This window comes from Agrobacterium vitis, assembly GCF_013426735.1.
In the GTDB taxonomy this organism is placed as follows: domain Bacteria; phylum Pseudomonadota; class Alphaproteobacteria; order Rhizobiales; family Rhizobiaceae; genus Allorhizobium; species Allorhizobium vitis_D.
On the sequence record NZ_AP023272.1, the window covers coordinates 605070 to 626953 of the forward strand.

General features: G+C 59.4%; 21 protein-coding genes and 1 pseudogene. 12 read left to right on the forward strand and 10 right to left on the reverse strand.

The annotated features are described in order from the left end of the window. The first annotated feature begins 70 nt into the window (after window positions 1-70). Complete coding sequence (locus H1Y61_RS02745) at window positions 71-1294, forward strand: argininosuccinate synthase (RefSeq protein WP_180573646.1); 1224 nt, start codon at window positions 71-73, stop codon at window positions 1292-1294. A gap of 52 nt (window positions 1295-1346) precedes the next feature. On the opposite strand, the gene H1Y61_RS02750 is transcribed toward H1Y61_RS02745, so the two are convergent. Further along, window positions 1347-2525, reverse strand: coding sequence for a multidrug effflux MFS transporter (locus H1Y61_RS02750; protein WP_180573647.1), 1179 nt, complete (start codon window positions 2523-2525; stop codon window positions 1347-1349). A 178-nt stretch (window positions 2526-2703) separates the two neighbouring features. On the opposite strand from H1Y61_RS02750, the pseudogene H1Y61_RS02755 reads away from it, so the two are divergent. Beyond that, window positions 2704-3060: pseudogene (locus H1Y61_RS02755) on the forward strand (transposase domain-containing protein); the annotation flags it as partial. A 12-nt stretch (window positions 3061-3072) separates the two neighbouring features. Here the strand turns inward: H1Y61_RS02755 and H1Y61_RS02760 are convergent. Then, entirely contained in the window at window positions 3073-3579 is a 507-nt protein-coding gene (locus H1Y61_RS02760) for a GNAT family N-acetyltransferase (protein WP_180573648.1), read from the reverse strand. A gap of 187 nt (window positions 3580-3766) precedes the next feature. On the opposite strand from H1Y61_RS02760, the gene H1Y61_RS02765 reads away from it, so the two are divergent. From H1Y61_RS02765 to ppa, 5 genes are all read left to right on the forward strand, one after another. Continuing rightward, entirely contained in the window at window positions 3767-5851 is a 2085-nt protein-coding gene (locus H1Y61_RS02765; RefSeq protein ID WP_235680868.1) for a M3 family metallopeptidase, read from the forward strand. 128 nt (window positions 5852-5979) lie between these two features. Continuing rightward, on the forward strand, window positions 5980-7560 hold the full coding sequence (locus H1Y61_RS02770; RefSeq protein ID WP_180573649.1) for an alkaline phosphatase D family protein: 1581 nt from the start codon (window positions 5980-5982) through the stop codon (window positions 7558-7560). A gap of 159 nt (window positions 7561-7719) precedes the next feature. Further along, a complete protein-coding gene (typA, locus tag H1Y61_RS02775) occupies window positions 7720-9549 on the forward strand; it encodes a translational GTPase TypA (protein WP_041698252.1) in 1830 nt (609 codons plus the stop codon). A gap of 247 nt (window positions 9550-9796) precedes the next feature. Continuing rightward, window positions 9797-10303 (forward strand): GNAT family N-acetyltransferase, encoded by a 507-nt coding sequence (locus H1Y61_RS02780; RefSeq protein WP_180573650.1) that lies wholly within the window; start codon window positions 9797-9799, stop codon window positions 10301-10303. 134 nt (window positions 10304-10437) lie between these two features. Next, a complete protein-coding gene (gene ppa / locus H1Y61_RS02785; RefSeq protein WP_015917420.1) occupies window positions 10438-10971 on the forward strand; it encodes an inorganic diphosphatase in 534 nt (177 codons plus the stop codon). A 5-nt stretch (window positions 10972-10976) separates the two neighbouring features. Here ppa and H1Y61_RS02790 read toward each other — a convergent pair whose 3' ends face one another. Together H1Y61_RS02790 and H1Y61_RS02795 are read right to left on the reverse strand one after the other, a co-directional pair. Beyond that, entirely contained in the window at window positions 10977-11291 is a 315-nt protein-coding gene (locus tag H1Y61_RS02790; RefSeq protein WP_180573651.1) for a DUF167 domain-containing protein, read from the reverse strand. Next, window positions 11288-11578 (reverse strand): YggT family protein, encoded by a 291-nt coding sequence (locus tag H1Y61_RS02795; protein WP_015917418.1) that lies wholly within the window; start codon window positions 11576-11578, stop codon window positions 11288-11290. The genes H1Y61_RS02790 and H1Y61_RS02795 overlap by 4 nt, the downstream gene beginning before the upstream one ends. Before the next feature lie 140 nt (window positions 11579-11718). Here H1Y61_RS02795 and H1Y61_RS02800 point away from each other — a divergent pair, with 140 nt between their 5' ends. After that, on the forward strand, window positions 11719-12957 hold the full coding sequence (locus H1Y61_RS02800) for an MFS transporter (RefSeq protein WP_071205362.1): 1239 nt from the start codon (window positions 11719-11721) through the stop codon (window positions 12955-12957). A 6-nt stretch (window positions 12958-12963) separates the two neighbouring features. Here H1Y61_RS02800 and H1Y61_RS02805 read toward each other — a convergent pair whose 3' ends face one another. From H1Y61_RS02805 to hemC, 6 genes are all read right to left on the reverse strand, one after another. Further along, window positions 12964-13728, reverse strand: a complete 765-nt coding sequence (locus H1Y61_RS02805) for a glutamine amidotransferase (RefSeq protein WP_180573652.1) — start codon at window positions 13726-13728, stop codon at window positions 12964-12966. Next, complete coding sequence (locus tag H1Y61_RS02810) at window positions 13721-14230, reverse strand: tellurite resistance TerB family protein (RefSeq protein ID WP_180573653.1); 510 nt, start codon at window positions 14228-14230, stop codon at window positions 13721-13723. The genes H1Y61_RS02805 and H1Y61_RS02810 overlap by 8 nt, the downstream gene beginning before the upstream one ends. A gap of 9 nt (window positions 14231-14239) precedes the next feature. Beyond that, window positions 14240-15820, reverse strand: a complete 1581-nt coding sequence (locus H1Y61_RS02815) for a heme biosynthesis protein HemY (RefSeq protein ID WP_180573654.1) — start codon at window positions 15818-15820, stop codon at window positions 14240-14242. 5 nt (window positions 15821-15825) lie between these two features. Next, window positions 15826-17211 (reverse strand): COG4223 family protein, encoded by a 1386-nt coding sequence (locus tag H1Y61_RS02820; RefSeq protein WP_180573655.1) that lies wholly within the window; start codon window positions 17209-17211, stop codon window positions 15826-15828. A 94-nt stretch (window positions 17212-17305) separates the two neighbouring features. Then, a complete protein-coding gene (locus tag H1Y61_RS02825) occupies window positions 17306-18022 on the reverse strand; it encodes a uroporphyrinogen-III synthase (protein WP_180573656.1) in 717 nt (238 codons plus the stop codon). A gap of 4 nt (window positions 18023-18026) precedes the next feature. Continuing rightward, window positions 18027-18956 carry a hydroxymethylbilane synthase gene (gene hemC / locus H1Y61_RS02830; RefSeq protein ID WP_071202980.1) on the reverse strand — a complete coding sequence of 310 codons (930 nt, stop codon included), beginning with the start codon at window positions 18954-18956 and terminating at the stop codon, window positions 18027-18029. Between the two features lie 85 nt (window positions 18957-19041). On the opposite strand from hemC, the gene tsaD reads away from it, so the two are divergent. From tsaD to H1Y61_RS02850, 4 genes are read left to right on the forward strand one after another with little or no spacing between them, the layout of a single operon-like run. Beyond that, complete coding sequence (gene tsaD / locus H1Y61_RS02835; RefSeq protein WP_180573657.1) at window positions 19042-20139, forward strand: tRNA (adenosine(37)-N6)-threonylcarbamoyltransferase complex transferase subunit TsaD; 1098 nt, start codon at window positions 19042-19044, stop codon at window positions 20137-20139. Beyond that, a complete protein-coding gene (locus tag H1Y61_RS02840; protein ID WP_174111990.1) occupies window positions 20136-21125 on the forward strand; it encodes an NAD(P)H-dependent glycerol-3-phosphate dehydrogenase in 990 nt (329 codons plus the stop codon). Before tsaD ends, H1Y61_RS02840 begins: the two co-directional genes overlap by 4 nt. Window positions 21126-21143: 18 nt before the next feature. Beyond that, window positions 21144-21437: a YciI-like protein gene (locus H1Y61_RS02845; RefSeq protein WP_174111989.1), complete on the forward strand. Its 294-nt coding sequence runs from the start codon at window positions 21144-21146 to the stop codon at window positions 21435-21437. Window positions 21438-21442: 5 nt separating this feature from the next. Next, window positions 21443-21874 carry an EVE domain-containing protein gene (locus H1Y61_RS02850; protein WP_070164311.1) on the forward strand — a complete coding sequence of 144 codons (432 nt, stop codon included), beginning with the start codon at window positions 21443-21445 and terminating at the stop codon, window positions 21872-21874. The last annotated feature ends 10 nt before the right edge of the window (window positions 21875-21884 follow it).

Consider the following 21884-nt stretch of genomic DNA (forward strand, 5'->3'; position numbering starts at 1 on the left):
GGCTAAAAGTGCCTCCAACCCGAGGGGGCCCGGTTCAGTGGCCTCGCCCAGACACACGGACTTCGCACTCATGGTACTTCCGAAAGACGTCAAAAAGGTCGTTCTCGCCTATTCCGGCGGTCTCGATACCTCGATCATCCTGAAATGGCTCCAGACCGAACTCGGCGCTGAAGTCGTGACCTTCACCGCCGATCTCGGCCAGGGCGAAGAGCTGGAACCGGCCCGCAAGAAGGCGGAAATGCTGGGCATCAAGGAAATCTTCATCGAGGATGTCCGCGAAGAGTTCGTCCGCGATTTCGTCTTCCCGATGTTCCGCGCCAATGCCGTCTATGAAGGCGTCTACCTGCTCGGCACTTCGATTGCCCGTCCGCTGATTTCCAAGCATCTAATCGAGATTGCCAAAAAGACCGGTGCCGATGCTATCGCTCATGGCGCCACCGGCAAGGGCAATGACCAGGTTCGCTTCGAGCTTTCGGCCTACGCGCTGAACCCTGATATCAAGATCATCGCCCCTTGGCGCGATTGGGCTTTCAAGAGCCGCACCGATTTGCTGGCCTTTGCTGAAGCAAACCAGATCCCGGTCGCCAAGGACAAAAAGGGCGAAGCGCCGTTCTCGGTTGATGCCAACCTGTTGCATTCCTCTTCCGAGGGCAAGGTTCTGGAAGATCCTTCTCAGGAAGCACCGGAATATGTGCATATGCGCACGATTTCGCCGGAAGCCGCTCCCGATAAGGCGACCGTCATCAAGGTCGGTTTTGAAAAGGGCGATGCCGTGTCGATCAACGGCGTGCGGATGAGCCCGGCGACGCTGCTGGCCGAACTCAACACCTATGGCCGTGACAACGGCATTGGCCGTCTGGACCTGGTTGAAAACCGCTTCGTCGGCATGAAGAGCCGTGGCGTTTACGAGACCCCCGGCGGCACCATCCTGTTGACGGCCCACCGTGCTATCGAATCGATCACGCTGGATCGTGGCGCTGCCCATCTCAAGGATGAGCTGATGCCGCGCTATGCCGAGCTGATCTATTACGGTTTCTGGTTCTCGCCGGAGCGGGAAATGTTGCAGGCGATGATTGACAAGAGCCAGGAACATGTCGAAGGCGAAGTGACGCTGAAGCTCTACAAGGGTAACGTCATGGTCATCGGTCGCGAATCGTCAAAGTCGCTCTATTCCGACCAACTCGTCACCTTTGAAGATGACCAGGGTGCCTATGACCAGAAGGATGCGGCAGGCTTCATCAAGCTCAATGCGCTCCGTCTGCGCACGCTGGCCAAGCGCAACCTCGGCAAGTAAATATTCGCTTTGAAAGATTTGAAACCGCCGCCGGGACACTGGCGGCGGTTTTTTACTGGATCTGTTTCCAGGCACGAAGGAAGCCGAAATAGGCGATGATCGCCATCCATTCCATCAGGGGAATGATGGTGCCGAAGGCGGTGAGCGGATCGCCGAGCCAGGAAGCGGCAAGTCCGCCCAGGAAACCGCAGCTCATCTGCACGAACCCCATCAGGGCCGCCGCCGACCCCGCCAGTTTTGGATGCGGCAACAGGCCTGCGGTGGAGATATCGGGAATGACGAAGGCCATGCCGAAAGCGCAGACGGCGACCGGTCCCATGATGGACAGATAAGTCGGGGTCAGCAGATGGGTGGACAAAAAGATCAGCAATCCACCGCATCCAGCCAGCGCCAGCCCGAAGCGCAGGGCCTGGCCGGGCCGCAAACGGCTTGATACCAGCCGCAGCGCCACTGAACCGGCGAAATAGGAGCCGGTCTGCATCAGCATGCCAAGGCCGAATTGCGCTGGCGACAGCCCCACCTTGTTGATCAGGACGAAAGGCAGCATGGTCGATTGCGCATAAAGTGCGCCGACACAGCCGCCCAGAACCAGGGCCGAGCATAGCACCCGCCGGTCGGCAATCAGGGTTGCGTAAGAGGCGATGAGCCGTGCCGGGCGGATCATCTGCCGGTCCGGCACCGCCGTTTCCGCCATTAGCATAGCGACCGTGACGATACTGATCGTCCCAAACCCGACCATCAGCAGAAACACCGATTGCCAGCCGAAGGCGACAAGTGCCAGCCCACCGACGGTCGGCCCCATGGCGGGTCCGATGGCCAGCATAATGCCGATCATATTGATGATCCGAGACGCCTGCTCCCCGACGAACTGGTCGCGGACCATGGCGCGCGACACCGTGACCCCGACGGATGCGCCGATGCCCTGAATGATGCGCCCGGCCAGCAGCGACTCGACAGAGGGCGCAAAGGCGGCGGCCAGGCTGCCGAGGAGGTAGATGCCCAGAAAGCCCAGCGTTGCATGGCGTCGTCCGAACGCATCCGAACACGGGCCGGACAGCAATTGCGCGCAAGCAAAGCCCGCGAAATAGAGTGACAGGCTGAGCTTGATGGCCGCATCCGTGGTGGAAAAGGCATGGACCAATTGCGGCATGGCGGGCGTGTAGATCGCCATGGACAGCGGACCGATCATGGTCAACAGCGCACCAAGCAGGGAGGTGCGATTCTCGCTCATCCGGGACGGCGGGGTGGCGGATCTCGTCATCGGGCGGGGGCATATTCAACGGGCATGGATCACTGGTAAGCCAGCCGGGGCGCAATTGAAATGGAAAATTGTTCGGGCGGTCGCCGGTCATTGCCATCGGCTATCCCACTGAGACCCACGGGTGACAGAAGAGTGTAGGGGTACCTGTGTAGCAACCAATTCCCCGCTTGGCGAGGCTCTGGCTTACATCGCCAAATACTGGGATGGTCTGAAGCTCTCCTTGACCGGTGGGCACATCGAGATAGAAAATAACAGCGTCGCGCACCATCCGACCGATTGCGCTGAACGGGAAGAACATGCTCCTTTGCAAGACGGGATGCGGGAGCCGAGAGTTGGGCGACCATCGCCTCCCTCATTGAGACCTGCAAACTCAACTCCGTTGGCCTGCTGGCCTATCTGACCAGCACACTCAAGGCCATCGCCAACTGCCACAGGCAGAGTCGGGATCGATGAACTCCTGTCTTGGAACTTTGGCCCCAATCGCAATAGCGAAGCTGCGGCTTGATATCCGAAAACGCTAACCGCGCAGGCGACGCACCATCATGACGTCATCGATCTCCTTGCCATCATCTAGAAAGCCACCAGGAATCCGACCAACCTCAGAGAAGCCTTCCCGCAGGTAGAAACGTATTGCCGCCGTGTTCTCCGCACTCACAGCCAGTTCCAACTGCAAAATCCCGATGTCACGGGCATAATCTGCAACCGTATCCAGGAGATTCCGGGCAAGGCCCGTTCCACGTAGGTTCTTACGCACATAAACCATGATAATAGTGGCACGATGAGCCATCTTGCTCGCACGTTGGCGGAGCAAACCGATTATGCCCACAGGCTCATCACCCCGAAACGCAATAAAAACCGGATCATGCAGACGCTGCTGCCATTCGTTGACAGAGAGTGAAACCCAGTCCTCATAGCTGCTTGCATAGAAGGCTGGTTCAGAGCGAAGCGCTTCCAGGCGAATGCGTCGAAATGTGTCCACTTGGTCTGGCTGAATACGCCTGATCGCTAGTGAGCTTCCGTTCATCAGTGGACTCCTGCAATATACAGGCAAAGCCAATACACGCGATTCAACTCAATGCAATAAAGACTGGCCGATAATATCAGAGCGTGGCCCAGTAACATCGCCTACCATAACAGCCCCTACCATAGGGGTGACAATGGCGGGAGTGATCGCCTATATCTTTGTCATTGATGAGAAGGATTGCTTCGTGATGACATCTCCAGACCGTAATCTTGGCCCCAACGGCGCCTTTACCACCGTCACCGAATGGAATGGGCCGCACGGCCTGCCGAATTTCACCGCCATCGCCGATGAGGATTTTGCCCCGGCTTTCGACATGGCGCTGGCTGAACACGACGCTGATATCGACACCATCGCCAATTATCCATCGGAGCCGACATTCGACAACACCATCGTTGCGCTGGAGACAGCCGGAGACGGCCTGTCGCGGGTCTCGGCGCTGTTCTGGAACAAGGCCGGTGCCGATACCAATCAGGTCATCCAGGCGCTGGAGCGCGAGATTGCGCCGAAAATGTCGCGCCACTATTCAAAGATCAGCATGAATGCCGCGCTGTTTGCCCGCGTCGATGCCTTATGGGAAAAGCGCGACAGCCTGGGCCTGACGCTGGAGCAGACCCGGGTGCTGGAGCGGCACTGGAAGGGTTTCGTCAAGGCCGGTGCCAAGCTCGCCAAGCCCGAACAGGAGCGGTTGGCGGCGATCAATGAGCGGCTGGCCAGCCTTGGCGCCAATTTCGGCCAGAATGTGCTGGGCGATGAGACCGATTGGGCATTGCCGCTGACCAGCGATGACGAGCTGGCGGGCATTCCTGATTTTCTGAAGGATGCGATGGCCTCTGCCGCGCAAGCCCGAGGCAAGGGGGAAGCCTATGTCGTGACGCTGTCGCGCTCGGTTATCGTGCCGTTCCTGACCTTTTCCGAACGACGGGACCTGCGGGAGACCGCCTTCAAGGCCTGGGTGGCGCGTGGTGAAAACGGTGGTGAACGTGACAACCGCGCCATCGTCACCGAAACCCTGACGCTTCGGGCGGAAAAGGCCAAGCTGTTGGGCTATAAGAATTTTGCCGCCCTGAAGCTCGACAATACCATGGCCAAGACCCCGGAAGCAGTGAACGGCTTGCTGATGCAGGTCTGGGAACGCGCCGTCGCCCAGGCTGCCATCGAAGAGCAGGAATTGGCGGAGTTGATTGCCAAGGATGGCAAGAACCACGCAGTTGCACCTTGGGACTGGCGTTTCTATGCCGAGAAGCTGCGCTCCGAACGGTTCAATTTTTCGGAAGCCGAACTGAAGCCCTATCTGCAACTGGAAAAAATCATCGAAGCCTGCTTTGCCGTGGCGCAAAAACTGTTCGGCATCACTGCCGTGCCGCTGAAGGACGTGAAAGGCTATCATCCCGATGTGCGGGTGTTCGAAATCCGCCAGGCCGATGGCACGTTGAAGGCTCTGTTTCTCGGCGATTATTTCGCCCGGTCCTCGAAGCGTTCCGGCGCGTGGATGAGTTCCTTCCAGTCGCAGCACAAGCTGCCGCTGAAGAACGGTGCGCAGGGTGAGTTGCCGATCATTTACAACGTCTGCAATTTCGCCAAGCCTGCCGAAGGCAAGCCAGCGCTGCTGTCGCTGGACGATGCCCGCACGCTGTTTCATGAATTCGGCCATGCCCTGCATGGGATGCTGTCGGACGTCACTTACCCGTCGGTATCAGGCACGGCGGTGTCACGTGACTTTGTCGAACTGCCCTCGCAGCTCTATGAACATTGGCTGACGGTGCCGGATATCCTGAAAACCTATGCTGTGCATTATCAGACCGGTGAGGCCATGCCACAGGCCTTGCTCGACAAGGTTCTGGCAGCGCAAACCTTCAATGCCGGGTTCGATACGGTCGAATTCACCTCTTCGGCGCTGGTCGATATGGCGTTTCACACCCGGGAAGATCGGGTGGCTGATCCGATGGCGGTGCAAGCCGAAATTCTCCAAAACATCGGCATGCCAGCTTCCATCGTCATGCGCCATGCCACGCCGCATTTCCAGCATGTGTTTTCCGGCGATGGCTATTCGGCTGGCTATTATTCCTACATGTGGTCGGAAGTGCTGGATGCCGATGCCTTCGAGGCTTTCGAGGAAACCGGCAATGCCTTCGATCCTGATATGGCCGAGCGCCTGAAGGACAATATCTACGCCATCGGCGGTGCAGTGGACCCGGAAGAAACCTACAAGGCCTTCCGTGGTCGGTTGCCGAGCCCGGAAGCGATGTTGAAGAAGCGCGGGCTTGCGGCATAAGCCCTTCGGCTGCTGTTGCAGGAAATTTAATGAAACTGTCACGGCGCGGTTAAGCGCCTGACATGTCTCTCTGTTTGGCTCCGACGTCGGTTCTGTTGAACCGGCGTCGTTTTCCAAGGAGAGGTTTGATGTCCACATCCTTCAAGGCGCTGAGCCGCCGTTCGTTTCTTCTCGGCACCAGTGCTGCCGGGCTTGCTGCCGGGTCCGGTCTGGCGCTGCCGTTTTATGCCCGGGCGGCGGACCGCCCCGTTTTCACCCACGGCGTCCAATCCGGCGATGTCGATCTGAATTCCGGGATGATCTGGACGCGGGTAGACCGCCCTTCGCGGATCATGATGGAATATTCCACCACCGAAAGCTTCGCCAATCCGGTGCGGCTACCTGCCCTCAATGCCCTGCCGGACAGCGATTATGCCGTGAAGCGGCTGCTGGCGGACCTGCCGTCCGAACAGGAGATTTTCTATCGGTTCACAGCGGCTGATCTTTCCCATATCAACAGTGTTTCTGAACCGATCATCGGCCGGTTCCGCACAGCGCCCGCTTCCAGGCGCGATGTCCGCTTTGTCTGGTCGGGTGACACGGTGGGCCAGGGCTGGGGCATCGATGAAACCGGCATGAAGACCTATGCCACCATGGCCAAGCATCAGCCGGATTTCTTCCTGCATTCCGGTGACACCATTTATGCGGATGGTCCCCTCAAGGAAGAGGTCGATCTGAAGGATGGCACCAAGTGGAAAAATGTCGTCGTCACCGATGAAAAGCGCAAAGTGGCCGAAACGCTGGACGAATATCGCGGCCAGTGGAAATACAATATGATGGACAAGAACGTCCTGGAGCTGTCAGCAATTTGTCCGACCCATTACCAGTGGGACGATCACGAAGTGCTGAACAACTGGTCCTCAGGCAAGGATTTGACAGCCGACAGCCGCTATAGCGAAAAATCCATCGCTCTTCTGTCGGCGCGTGCGGCCCGTGCCTTCCATGAAATGACGCCGATCCGCTACACGCCTGCCGAGCCGGGCCGGGTTTATCGCAAGATTTCCCACGGTCCGCTGGTCGATGTGTTTTTCCTCGATATGCGTAGCTATCGCGGTTCCAATCACGACGGCATGGAAACGGTCCAGACGTCGGAATCGCGCATCCTCGGGGCCGAGCAAGTGGCCTGGCTGAAGCGGGAGCTGACCAATTCCAAGGCGACCTGGAAAATCATCGCCGCCGACATGCCTTTGGGCCTGATCGTCTGGGACGACTTTCTCAACAAGAAAGGCACGGAAGCCGTGGCCCAGGGCCATAATGGCGAGCCGCGTGGCCGCGAGCTGGAAATTGCCGAACTGCTGCGGCATATGAAGATGACAGGCATCCGCAACACCGTCTGGCTGACAGCGGATGTGCATTATACCGCTGCCCATTATTACAATCCCGACAAGGCGGCTTTCCAGGATTTTGACCCGTTCTGGGAGTTTGTCTCCGGTCCCCTGCATGCGGGCACGTTCGGACCGAGCGATCTCGATATGACATTCGGGCCGGAGCTTAAATTCGTCAAGGCACCGACGGCAGAGCAGGGCCAGAACCTGCCGCCATCCGCGGGGCTTCAGTTCTTCGGTATCGTCGATGTCGATGGCGTGAGCGAACAACTCAGCGTGCGGCTGATGGACCGGGACGACAACGAGCTTTACAAGGTCGTGCTTGATCCGGTGCGCAGCGCCTGATTCTGCGGTGAAAATGCGGCAGAGCGTCATCAAGACGCTTTGCCTCTTTCGCAAATGCAAAAAACAGGGTATGAGCGCCCCAAAGTAACAGGCGCGGTCTTTGGTTTCATCAACGGCACCGGCATGGACTTCGCGCCAGAGCCATCAGAGATCCTAATCATGAAGATTCGCAATATCGCGATCATCGCGCACGTTGACCATGGGAAAACTACCCTCGTTGACGAACTTCTGAAACAGTCCGGTTCGTTCCGCGAAAACCAGCGCGTTGCAGAGCGCGTTATGGACAGCAACGACCTGGAAAAAGAGCGCGGCATCACCATTCTCGCCAAGGCGACGTCGGTTGAGTGGAAGGGCGTTCGCGTCAACATCGTCGATACCCCCGGCCACGCCGACTTCGGTGGCGAAGTCGAGCGTATCCTGTCGATGGTGGACGGCGCTATCGTTCTGGTTGACTCCTCGGAAGGCCCGATGCCGCAGACCAAATTCGTGGTCGGTAAGGCGCTTAAGGTTGGTCTTCGTCCAATCGTTGCGATCAACAAGATTGACCGTCCCGATGGCCGTCATGAAGAAGTCATCAACGAAGTCTTCGACCTGTTCGCCAGCCTCGACGCTACCGACGAGCAGCTCGACTTCCCGATCCTCTACGGTTCCGGTCGTGATGGCTGGATGAATATCGCCCCTGAAGGCCCGAAGGATCAGGGCCTCGCCCCGTTGCTGGACCTGGTGTTGCAGCACGTTCCTGAGCCGAGCGTTGGCGACGAAGACGGTGCGTTCCGCATGATCGGCACGCTGTTGGAAGCCAACCCCTTCCTCGGCCGTGTTATCACTGGCCGTATCCACTCCGGCTCGATCAAGCCGAACCAGTCCGTCAAGGTTCTGAGCCAGGACGGCAAGATCATCGAAACCGGTCGTATTTCCAAGATTCTCGCGTTCCGCGGCATCGAGCGCACCGCGATTGATGAAGCCCATGCTGGCGACATCGTGGCGATTGCCGGTCTGTCCAAGGGTACGGTTGCCGATACCTTCTGCGATCCGTCCGTGACCGAAGCGCTGGAAGCCCAGCCGATCGATCCGCCGACCGTCACCATGTCCTTCCTCGTCAACGACAGCCCGCTGGCTGGCACCGAAGGCGACAAGGTCACGAGCCGCGTTATCCGTGACCGCCTGTTCAAGGAAGCCGAAGGCAATGTTGCCCTGAAGATTGAAGAATCGGAAGGCAAGGATTCGTTCTTCGTGTCTGGCCGCGGCGAATTGCAGTTGGCCGTGCTGATCGAAACCATGCGCCGCGAAGGCTTCGAGCTGGCTGTGTCGCGTCCGCGCGTCGTGATGCACAAGGACGAGAACGGCACCCTGATGGAGCCGATTGAAGAAGTCGTCATCGACGTTGATGAAGAGCATTCCGGCGTCGTCGTGCAGAAAATGTCCGAGCGCAAGGCTGAAATGACCGAGCTGCGGCCTTCCGGCGGCAATCGCGTTCGTCTGGTGTTCTATGCGCCCACCCGTGGCCTGATCGGCTACCAGTCGGAACTGCTGACGGATACCCGTGGTACGGCGATCATGAACCGTCTGTTCCACAACTACCAGCCGTTCAAGGGTGAAATCTCCGGCCGTAACAATGGCGTTCTGTTGTCCAACCAGTCCGGTGAAGCCGTGGCCTACGCCATGTTCAACCTGGAAGATCGCGGCCCGATGATTATCGAGCCGGGCGAAAAGGTTTATGCAGGCATGATCGTCGGCATTCACTCGCGCGACAACGATCTGGAAGTCAATGTTCTCAAGGGCAAGCAGCTGACCAACATCCGCTCTGCCGGTAAGGACGAAGCCGTCAAGCTGACCCCGCCGATCCGCATGACGCTGGACCGTGCGCTCTCCTGGATCCAGGACGACGAGCTGATGGAAGTGACGCCGAAGTCGATCCGTCTGCGCAAGTTCTACCTGGACGCCAACGACCGCAAGCGCTTCGGCAAGGCCCGCGTCGCCCAGGCTTGATTGCCTCTTTCTATTTGCTGTTTCAGCAAGACCATCAACCCTGGCCTGTTGGCCGGGGTTTTTTTGTGCATACGCCTTTAAGACGATTCTGATCCTCGGAATTTTACAAGGACCACTCTTGCCTGATTGTTTAAGAAAGCGTTAATCTCCGCTGTGGCTATGAGGCAAGTACGGGGAGGGGGCGGACTTGCTGGCGGGAATGATCCCGCACTGATTGTCATCACCCCAGTCGGATGAGAGTGACGTTATGAAGACGTTATCGATTGATGTACGTCCGGCTGCGCCGGATGATGGGAGAGCGCTTTCCGAGGCGCATCGGGAAGCCTGGCAGTCCACCTATAGCGGTCTTATCCCGCATCAGGCTTTGATCCGGATGATGGAACGCCGTGGCGAGACATGGTGGCGCAAGGCCACCAATGGACTGGCGACGGTGCTGGTGGTCGATATCGGCGGGGTGATTGCCGGATATGCGACACTCGGCCTCAACCGGGCCAGGGGCCTTCCTTATGATGGCGAGATCTACGAGATCTATATGCGGCCGGAATACCAGGGCGTTGGCCTGGGTTTCACGCTGTTTACCGAATGTCGCCGCCTGCTCAAATCGCTTGGTTGCCGGGGACTGGTGGTCTGGTGCCTGGAGGACTGTGCGGGCGCCGTCAATTTCTTCCGCTCGAATGGCGGCACGGACAGCGTGGAGGGCATGGAGGATTTCGATGCCGTCAGCTTGAAAAAGCTTGGGTTCGTCTGGGCCTGATCGGCTCTGGTGCATTGGCCCGCAGTGTTTACCTTGATTGCGTCCTTTATTGGGGTCGCCTGTCGCAAATGGTTGCTTTGGTTTAAGAAACCCTTTACGACACCGGGGATTTCAACCATCCCATGGGGTTAGACATGCGTATTGATGCGATTGCGATTGGCAAGAATCCGCCGGAAGATATCAACGTCATCGTTGAGGTGCCAGTCGGTGGCCAGCCTATCAAGTATGAGATGGACAAGGAAGCCGGTACGCTGATCGTCGACCGCTTTCTCTATACGCCCATGCATTATCCGGGCAATTACGGTTTCGTGCCGCATACGCTGTGCCTGGACGGCGACCCGCTGGACGTGTTGATCTGCAATACCCGTCCGCTGGTGCCCGGCTGCGTCATCAATGTCCGCCCGATCGGCGTGATGATGATGGAAGACGATGGCGGCATGGATGAAAAGATTCTGGCCGTGCCGGTTCCCAAGCTGACCCGTCGTTATGACAAGGTGCAGAATTATACCGACCTGCCGGAAATCACACTGGCTCAAATCAAGCATTTCTTCGAGCATTACAAGGATCTGGAGCCCGGCAAATGGGTGAAGATCGGCGATTGGGGCGATGTCAATGTGGCCAAGAAGCTGATTGTCGAATCGATCGAGCGCGCCAAGAAAGAAGCGTAATTTGCCTACGAGGCCATTATCGCTTCCAGCGTTCCAATCAAATCCTCCGGGTCGCCATCGATCCGGAGGATTTTTTGTCTTGATGTATCTCCTGATATCAGGCTGACGGCGGATTTGGCCACGCCGAGGCGCTTGGCCAGAAGGGCGATCAATGCCTTGTTGGCACGGCCCTTTTCCGGCACGTCGCTGACCCGCACTTTTAAGTGGGCTTCGCCATTCGCATTGACGTCTACGCCATCAATGCCGTCACGCCCGCCATTCGGCGTCAGCCGGACGGCAAGGCGAATGTGATCATCGAAACGCCGATAGCAATGGCTCACAGCAGCATGGGGGCAATCGTGTTCCACATCAGTGAGCGGATGAAGAAGATGATCAGCAGCAGGATGATCGGCGAAATGTCGATGCCGCCAAGATTGGGCATGATACGGCGGATGGGACGTAGCGCCGGTTCGGTGACGTTGAACAGAAACAGGCCGATCTGGTTGACGAAGCGGTTGCTGGAATTGATCACGTTAAAGGCATAGAGCCACGAGAAGATCGCGCTGGCGATCAGGATCCAGGTATAAAGATTGAGGGCGAGATCAATCGTCTGCAACAGGGCAAGCATGTCTGTCTCCATTTGTCAGTTGACAGACATGTAGACATTGAGGCCGAAACGGGCAAGTGTCGCCTTGCCAGCTATCGCCATTCATGTTTAACGCAAGTTATGCCGACAATGCCGGACCCATCCGGCCAGGAAAATAGCTGATGTCCATTTCCCAGTCCGAAGATCGTTTCGCCGCCTTTCGCCATTCCGCCTATACGAAATTCTTCTTCGCACGCTTCCTGGCCGCCTTTGCCATGCAGATTGTCAGCGTGGCGGTGGGTTGGCAGATGTATGAGGTCACCGGCAATGCGCTCTATCTCGGGCTGATCGGGCTGGTGCAGTTTCTTCCAGCGCTGTTGCTGGTGCTTGTGACGGGGACGGTCGCGGACCATTTCAATCGACGGATGATCGTCGCAATTTGTTTGGGTGTGAGCGCGGCCTGTGTCGCCCTGTTGTTGGTTATGACGATCAACAGCGCTTTTGCGCCCCTTCCCGTTTTGATCATTATGACGATTTTCGGCATTGAGCGGGCTTTTATGGGCCCCGCAGTGCAATCCCTGGCGGCCAATATGGTGCCTGAAAAGGACCTCGCCAATTCCTTTGCCTGGAATGCATCTTCTTGGCAGATAGCGTCCATCCTGGGGCCGGTCGCAGGCGGTTTGCTTTATGGGTTTGGGGCGAATGTTGCTTATGGCGTGTCACTTGCGTTCATGGCAGCAGGTCTGGTGTTTATTATATTGGTGCCAAAGTCTGCGAAAAAAACGTCCAATGAGCCAAAGACCCTGACGTATCTGCTGGCTGGATTTAAGTTCATCCGCCATGAGAAAGTGGTTTTGGGGGCAATTTCACTGGATCTTTTCGCAGTCCTGTTGGGCGGTGCTCTCGCCCTGATGCCGATCTATGCATCTGACATCCTGACCATGGGACCTCTCGGGCTTGGAATTTTGCGCTCTGCTCCCGGTATCGGTGGAATCTTGATGGCAACTTTCCTCGCGACCTTTCCTATTCGCCACAAGGCTGGGCTGCTGATGTTCGTCGGAGTGGCGATTTTCGGCATTGCAACGATTGTTTTCGGTGTTTCCAAAGTCTGGTGGATTTCAGCCATCGCCCTTGCCGTGCTTGGCGCAGGCGACATGATCTCGGTTTATGTGCGCGAAACGCTGCTGGCGCTCTGGACGCCGGATCAGGTGCGTGGCCGGGTCAATGCCGTCAATTCGGTGTTCATCGGCGCCTCCAACGAGCTGGGAGAGTTCCGGGCCGGGACCATGGCGCATCTGATTGGGCCGGTCGGAGCGGTGGTTGTCGGCGGCGTTGGAACGCTTGCCGTCTCGATCATCTGGGCGCTGACCTTCCCGAAGCTGCGCACCATCGACACGCTGGAAGCCCCGGACAAAACCTGATTACGATCAGGCTGGTTCTTTATCAGTCTTTTGACGCTGATTGGCGGACTGAGCTTCCTCGGCAAAGACCAGATCAAGAAAATCCGACAGCCAGGCTTTGAGCGGGGCATCAAACAGCATGCGTCCTTCCAGATGGTCGCGGCCAGCCTGGGCATTGGGCATGGAAAAGCGTGAGGCGCCATGCACCACCCAGCGCTGCATCATCGCGCGCGTTAGTTCTGCATGAAATTGGATGCCGAAGGCTTTTTCGCCGTAGCGGATTGCCTGGTTGGGATAGATGTCGCCGGTGGCCAGCAACGTTGCGCCATGCGGCAGGTCGAAACCTTCGCGGTGAAAATGATAGACCATTTTCGGCCATTTCATCAGCAAGCGGCCATGGGTGGTCGGCTGGATCGGATACCAGCCGATCTCGACCAGTTCCCGGTCATGACCCCTGACCTTGGCGCCCAGATGCCGGGCCAGCATTTGCGCACCAAGACAAATGCCGAGATAGGGCCGGTTCTCCTTCAGCGGCACGGATAGCCAGTCGATCTCGTCATGCACGAAACGATCAGGATCATTGGCACTCATCGGCCCGCCGAACACCACCGCGCCGCTGTGACCGCTCAGCGTGTCGGGTAGCGGATCACCGAGCACCGGGCGGCGGATGTCGAGGGGGAAGCCTTTTTCCACCAGCAATTGGCCGACACGACCGGCGCTGGATCGCTCCTGATGCAGGACGACCAAGACCGGGCGGTGTGATGGCCGTATTCGTGCCGGATCATCAAGCATCGGCATCTCCGGCGACTGCTTCATCTCCGGCCTGGCCATCCGTATTTTGCCCGGCCCGCTCCGCCGCCTTTTGCCGGGCGAGAATTCGATCCCGGTCCGAGACGCCAAGCAGGTCGGCGACCCGCCAAAGGATATGATCTTCCATCTCGTTGCGCATGCCATCGGCATACACGATGTCCCAGAGCACGCTGACCAGTTCCAGCCGCTGGTTTTCATTGAGACGGCGCTTCAATTCCGAGGTGAAGCGGTAATAGTCCACCGCTTCACTTTCCGCCTGCTGGCCAGCCTCCAGCAAGGCGTCGATCTTGCTGCGGTCCAGATCGTAATGGTCCTTGATGCTCTTTTTCAGGCTCTTCCGTTCGGCGGCGCTAATGGTTCCGTCGGCTTCCATCACCTGGAAACACAGGGCAACGATCAGCACCCTTGTGTCGTTGCCGTCGAATTCATTGTCCTGTTCGCCAGCGATAAAGCTTTGGAAAAAAGTATTGAGGCGCTCCAGCATGAATGGTCCTTAAAACAGGTTGAGCCGGGTTTTCTCGTCCGAACTACGGCTGGCATCGCGCACGCCCGGATCATCCGGTGGGCCGCCGAAGAATGGCTCCGGCTCGTGGCTTTTCGGCGTAGGCTTTGGCGATGCGGTCGGTTGGCTGGATGAGGGAGCGAAGGCCTCAGGTTGTTCCGGCAGCGTGTCGATCTTGCGTGCCGGAATGGAGGATGCGTGTTTCTCGCCCTGTCCAAGCGGCGGCAATTCGGCCAAGGCGGCGGCACCGCTGATCACTGTGCCGTCTTCGACCGGCCCGGAGAGCTGGGCATAGGGGATCTTCCATTCGAAGGCATCCAGCCTGCCGCTGACGGGCGAATAGGGCAGCCATTTTTCCGAGACCTGGCCATCGGCCACCCAGGAGGGATCGCGCGGTGCCTTCAGCGCTTGCGCCATCCAGTAGCGGATGCGGGCCTGGTCGCCGGTTTCGGCATCCTCGATATCGGCCAGCAGCAGGAAAACCCGTTCACTGGCCTGCATACGGGCTGCCGCTTCAGCCTTGGCGCGTGCCTTGCTGAAGTCCCGCGCCTCAAGTGCCATTTCCGCAACCACCAGCAGCGAATAGACATTGTTGGGCTTGACCTGTTCCAGCCGCTCGGCCCGCTTCAAGCGGTCAACCGCGCCGTCACCACCCCGTGCCCGCACATACAGGCTTGCGATGTCTGGATGGGGAGCAAGCTTCCAGGCGGTTTCCAGCACCGAGCCCGCCTTGCGCAGATTATCCTCCCGCAGCAGGGCGCGGGCGGCGGTTACGGAGGCAGGCACGAGATCCTTGGCGAGTTTCAGCGCATTCATGGCATTGTCGCGGGCCGCTGCCGGATCGCCGTCCAGCTGGTCCATGGCTTTTGCGGTCAGCAGCACGGCTTTCAGCCGGTCGGCTTCCGCCCGGGCAAGCACGCCTGCGACGCGCTGCTGGTCGAGAAGATGAATGGCCTCGTTCCAGGCGCTGGTCTGGCAGCGATATTCCAAAGCAGCCTTGGCGGCCCAGGGCAGATAAGGCGCATCCTCGGCAGCCTTTTCGGCATATTGCCGCGCAGCCTCGTGGGCACCGAGCCGCGTTGCCTCCACATAGAGACCGCGCAGGCCAAGCTCACGAGTTTCGGGATCCGCGACCATCTGCTCGTAGATCCGCCGTGCATCGTCATGCTTGCCCTCGATCAGGGCGGCTTGGGCCTCCAGCACCATGATCAGCGGTTCCTGATCGGCCCGCACCAGGCCACGGGCGCGGGCGCTCATCCGCCGGGCCAGTGCGGCATTGCCAGCGCCTGCGGCGATCAGGCCGGTCGAGATTGCCTGATAGCCTCTGTCACGCTTGCGGGCGCGGAAATAGCGGCGCATCGAATGCGGTGAGGTCCAGAGCGTACGCACCAGCCACCAGCCAATCATCACCACCGCAACGATGGCAACGATCATGGTGGCCGCTGCCGTCAGGCTCATTTCGATCAGCTGGCCCTGCCAGACAATCTGCAACTCACCCGGACGATCGGCAAGCCAGGAAAAACCGAAGCCAAGCGCCAGGACGATCAGGATATAGACGATGATACGGATCATGATGCTTATCCTTGCCGTCCGGCGACGGCACGGGCCAGCGCGTCGGAAACCTGGTTTTCAACGGTAATACGGGCGTCAAGCGCCTTCTTGAACTCGGCAGAGACGTTGCGTCCTGCCTCCGGCAGGCTGTCCCATTCGGCTGCCGCACCCTTCAGGTCGCCATTACGGATCTTGTCTTCAATACGGGCGACGATGGCCGAGGCGCTGTCACCTTCGACATTGCCAACTGGCCGGACCTTGACGACAGACATGGCGCTGGCCCAGAGACGTTCGCCGATATTGGCGCTTTCCGCAGGCGCATTGATGGTCGAGAGGATTTTGTCAGCAACCGGCCCGAATTGCCGTTGCAGCTCGATACGGGAGGTGACGCCCGTGGTCGCATAGGGCTCCAGAGCGGCAATGGCGGTGTCTTCCGGTGCGATGCTGCCAAGCGTGCGCAACTCGGCCAGGAACGGCCCGCCCCGGTCTGCGGCGGTCTTCAAAGCCGAGGCGGCAATGGCGCGGGCGACTTCGATGTCGTCACGGGGCTTGTTGATCTTGGTTTCGATGGCGCTCACCTTGTCGGAGACTTCCGTCTGGTTTTCGGTGAGCTTTTCCACCCGCCCGGCAAGATCCGATTTCAGCTGGTCGATTGCCTGGTTGGCGCTGGCAAGCTTTGCCTGCAAGTCGCTGACGGCTGCGGGATCCACGGCGGTTTGCTGCTGGCCTGCTTCCAGCTGTGCCAGCCGATTTTCGAGACCGGAAAGATCTGCCGGGACCGCACCATTGGCGCTGCCTGCCTTGAGACTCTCGACCTCGGCGGCAAGGGTTGCGACCTGTTTACTGACCGCACTCTCGTCCTTTGCTGAACCGGTCGAGGGGATCACGCCAGCATAGTCCAGGGCGCCCGCGCCGACCAACGCAATCAATCCGCCAACAATGCCTGCGGCCACGAAACCTGACATAGTGGGAGAGGAGGCGCGTGGGGGTGGCGCGAATGCCTCGCCCTCAGCGGATGCTTCCATCAGCGGTGGTTCCGGCTCGTCCGGCGGGGGTGGCGAAAAGGCCGAGGTCTCACCGCCAAAATGGGCGTCCTCAGGTTTGCCCGGCCAGACCTTTGCTCCGTCGGCGTTGATATCCTCCCGCCTCAGGTCCTCGGCCTGCGAGATCGGCGCGCTTTCCGGCTCTGCCACGGGATCGACAGGATTTTCCTTGGGTTGGTCTACCTTGTCCAGCGATTGCTCGTGATCGGGCGATTGCGTGTGATCCGAGCTGACGGCCTGTTCCTCCGGTTTGTCACCCGCCACCAGCGGTTTGCCGATTTCAGGCGCTTGAACAGGCGTTGCCGTCAGGTCGATGGTCACCGGCTCTTCGGTCGTTTTGGAACGGCGTGGGGGTTTTCCGGAAACCATGGCAACCTCGTTTTCAATGGGTGTGGAATGAAATTAGTCAGGGATCGTCTGGAAGGAAAGGGGCTTGCCCGCATTTGCCGCATGCCTTGTGGTTTTACAGGAGAGAAAGCAGATCGTCCTCACGAGGCTGAGGGGCAATGGATACCCTGTTCCTGAACGGTTTTGCCACGTTTTCGGCAATGTCGGCGCTTAGGCAGAAAATGTGTGCGGATGCGAAAAGAGCGGCGGCTTTACCGGACAGAGGCAGGGCAAAAAAACGTCTGGCGGTCTCGGCGGAATACAGCAGCACAGCGTCCACCGCCTTTTGCTCGAGCCGGGCAAAGATGTCGTCCTCATGATAAGTCAGTCCCTGCATAGTGTAGGCGTCCACAATGCGAAAGGGAATGGAGGACTGGCGCAACCCGTGTTCCAGGCTCTGCTTGCGGGGCTGCCCGGCCAGATAAAGCAGGGGATTTGCCCAGTCCATCGGGGCGGCGGCAATCTGTTCAGCCAAGGCGGCGCCATCGCCTCGGGCGCTCAGAACCTTGCGAAAACCAAGCGCTCGTGCGGTACTGGCGCTCGCCTCGCCCACGGCAAACAGCGGGGTTTTGAAATGGGGCCGAAGCGCCTCGCCATGAGGTGCAAGGCTTTTGATCGCCTCGCTGCTGGTGACTGCCAGGGCTGCATGCGGTTGGGAAAGGGCAGACAGTGTATCATCGACGTGGTGTATGGCGTGGGCCAGCGGCAGAACCACGGGTTCGTGACCCAGGGTGCGGAGACGGTCTGCCGTTTTCCGGCTTGCGGTCTCGGTCCGGGTCAGCAGAACGCGCATGGTGTCAGGTCCATCCCTCGAAAAAGCCGGGTCCGGCCTTGTCTCTTACCTTTTCGCCCGCCGACCAGCCGAGCGCAAGCCCATCGGCACAGCGGCCCTCGGCCTCGACTGAATGCGAGACCTGACCATCCGGCGTCAGGATCGTGCCGGTCAGACGGATCATTTCGCCATCCGATATCGCATAGCCGGCAATAGGCGTGCGGCAGGAGCCGTCGAGCGCGGCCAGAAAGGCACGCTCACAGGAAACCGCGTCAAAAGTCGGGCGATGATTGATCGGAGCCAGAAGATCCTGGATGCGCCGGTCATCGACCCGTGCCTCAATGCAGATCGCCCCTTGGGCCGGTGCAGGCGGAAAGCTTTCGAGGTCGAGATATTGGGTAATCACGGTTTCTTTGTCGAGCCGCTTCAGACCGGCCACGGCCAGCAGCGTGGCATCCACCTCGCCTGCGGCCAGCTTGCGAAGCCGGGTTTCTACGGCGCCGCGATAGGTAATGACCTTGAGGTCGGGCCGAAGCCTGCGAATCAGTGCCTGACGCCGCAGCGAGGCCGAGCCGATCACCGCGCCCTCGGCAAGCTCCAGCAGCTTCGGTGCCGTGCGGCCAATAAAGGCATCACGCATATCTTCGCGTGGCAGATAGGCGGAAATCTCCAATCCATCGGGAAGGGCGGTTGGCATGTCCTTGGAGGAATGCACGGCAAAATCCAGCCCGCCGGACAGCAATTGCTGTTCCAGCTCCAGGGTGAACAGGCCTTTGCCGCCGATTTCCGCCAAAGACCGGTCGGTAATGCGGTCGCCGGTGGTCGAGAGGACAACGATCTCGAACATATCAGGCGAAAGGCCGTGGGCCTCGGCTAGACGCTCGCGGGTTTCATGGGCCTGGGCCAGTGCTAAAGGGCTGCCGCGTGTGCCGATGCGGAAAGGTTTCGTTTGCATCCGAAGTCATCCATTGTTACCGGAGGTTCTCGTAACCATGTTTGCTCTTCCTCGCAATCAATCAAATCGACGCAACTCAGCCTCCATGACAGGTCCTTTGAAGATTCTCGGCATCGAAACCAGCTGCGATGAAACCGCAGCCGCTATCGTTCTGCGCCATGACGATGGGCGCGGCGAAATCGTGTCCGATGTGGTGTTGAGCCAGCTGGACGAGCACAGCGTCTATGGTGGCGTCGTGCCGGAAATCGCTGCCCGCGCCCATGTCGAGGCGCTGGATACGCTGGTGGAAGAGGCCCTGGCCAAGGCCGATATGCGGTTGAGCGATATCGATGCTGTCGCCGCCACCGCCGGACCTGGCCTGATCGGCGGGTTGATCGTCGGGCTGATGACCGGCAAGGCGATTGCCCGGGCGGCGGGAAAGCCGCTTTTCGCCATCAATCATCTGGAAGGCCATGCGCTGACGGCGCGGCTGACGGACAATGTCGCCTTTCCCTATCTGATGCTGCTGGTTTCCGGCGGTCATACCCAGCTGGTTCTGGTGCGCGGTGTCGGCGATTACCAGCGCTGGGGCACCACCATCGACGATGCGCTGGGTGAGGCGTTTGACAAGACTGCCAAGCTGCTTGGCCTGCCCTATCCGGGCGGTCCGGCGGTGGAGCGTGCTGCTCTTCATGGCAACGAAAAACGCTTCAATTTTCCACGACCGCTTGTGGGTGAGGCGCGGCTGGATTTTTCCTTTTCCGGACTGAAGACCTCGGTGCGGCAGGCAGCGCAGGCGGCAGCGCCGGTTAGCGAAGCCGATATCGCCGATATCTGCGCTTCTTTCCAGCGCGCCATCGCCCGCACCATGGACGACCGGATCGGCCGGGGGCTGGAGCGGTTCAATACGGAATATCCGGGTCTTGAGGCCAAGCCAGCTCTGGTGGTGGCTGGCGGTGTCGCCGCCAATCAGGCCTTGCGTAGTGCCTTGCAGGCGCTGTGCGATCGGCATGGGTTTCGCTTCATCGCCCCGCCGCATCATCTTTGCACAGACAATGCGGCGATGATCGCCTGGGCCGGACTGGAGCGGCTGGCCCATGGCTTCCCGGCTGATGATCTGTCGGTCTCGCCACGCGCCCGCTGGCCGCTGGACGCCAATGCGGCAACCTTGCTCGGCTCCGGCAAGCGAGGCGCAAAAGCATGAGTGGACAGCATCACATTGCGGTCATCGGTGCCGGAGCCTTCGGCACGGCGCTGGCGGCTGTCATGGCGTTGGAAGGTCGCTCTAAGGTGACCTTGTTGGGCCGTGATCCCTCCTTGATGGCCGATCTCAGGATCGATGGCATGCATGATGCGGCTCTGCCGGGTGTCGCCTTGCCTTTCGGGCTGGAATTCGCCTTCGAGCCGGATGTGCTGGCCGATGCCGATATCGTGTTGTTTGCCATGCCCTCGCAGGCGCAGGCCGATGCCGCATCGACCTATGGTCCCTATCTTTCCGCCGAGGCCGTTGTGGTGACCTGCGCCAAGGGCATCGACCGGGCAAGTTCTCGACTGCTGACCGAGCTTTTGGAAGAAAAATTGCCGCATCATCCCGTCGCGGTTCTGTCGGGACCAGGCTTTGCCATGGACATCGCCCGTGGCCTGCCGACGGCGATGGCGCTGGCGGCAGCCAATCTTGACATGGCCGAGGAACTTGCCCGCACGCTGTCCACCCGGACATTCCGGCTTTATGCCGCCGACGACCGGATTGGCGTGCAGCTGGGCGGGGCGTTGAAGAATGTGCTGGCGATAGCCTGCGGCATCGTCGAGGGCCGGGGACTGGGTGAATCAGCCCGTGCGGCGTTGATTTCGCGCGGTCTTGCCGAAATGTCACGGCTGGTCGTCGCCATCGGTGGCAAGGCGGATACGGTGCGCGGCCTGTCGGGCCTTGGCGATCTGGTGTTGACGGCCACCAGCCATCAATCCCGCAACCTGCGCTATGGTATCGCGCTTGCCAAGGGTGAGCAAAGCCAGCTTGGCAGCGGTGGTCTGGTCGAGGGTGCCTTTGCGGCTGCCGTCGCGGCCCGCCTTGCCGAACACCACGGCATCGCCATGCCGATTACCCACGCCATTGCGGCCATCATCGATGGTGTGCTGGATATCGACCGGGCGGTGGATGCGCTGATGACCCGCCCCATTACCACGGAATAATTTTTGAGGAGACGAGCCATGCTGTTTGCCGTGATTTGCGCCGATAAACCCAACCATCTTGATCTTCGAATGGCCACCCGCCCGCCGCATGTCGAGTGGCTGAACGGCTTGAATGCCGAGGGCGTGTTGAAAATCGGCGGGCCGTTCCTGGATGGCGATGGCAAGCCCTGCGGTTCGATGTTGCTGATCAAGGCGGACGATCTCGCCGCCGCCAAGGAAATCGTGGCGCAGGACCCTTATGCCAAGGCTGGCCTGTTCGAAAGCGTTGACATCAAGCCCTATAACTGGGTCTTCAACAATCCCGAGGCATGAGACGCATGGCTTTCTGGCTTTATAAATCCGAGCCCTTCAAATGGTCCTGGGCCATGCAGAAGGATGCGGGCGAGGCGGGTACCGAATGGACCGGGGTGCGCAACTATCTGGCCCGCAACAATATGCGGGCGATGCAGATCGGCGACAAGGGGCTGTTCTACCACTCCAATGAGGGGTTGGAAGTGGTCGGTATTACCGAGGTTTGCGCGCTCTCTCATCCTGATTCGACCGCTGAAGGCGATGCCCGTTGGGACTGCGTCGATATCCGCGCCGTGCGGGATATGCCAAAACCGGTGACCCTGAAGGACGTCAAGGCCAATCCGAAGCTGGCGCAGATGGCGCTGGTGACCTCGATGCGGCTTTCGGTACAGCCGGTGACCGAGGAGGAATATTTCGAGATCTGCCGGATGGGCGGGCTTGAAAACCCGCCGGTTTGAGCGTTTCCGC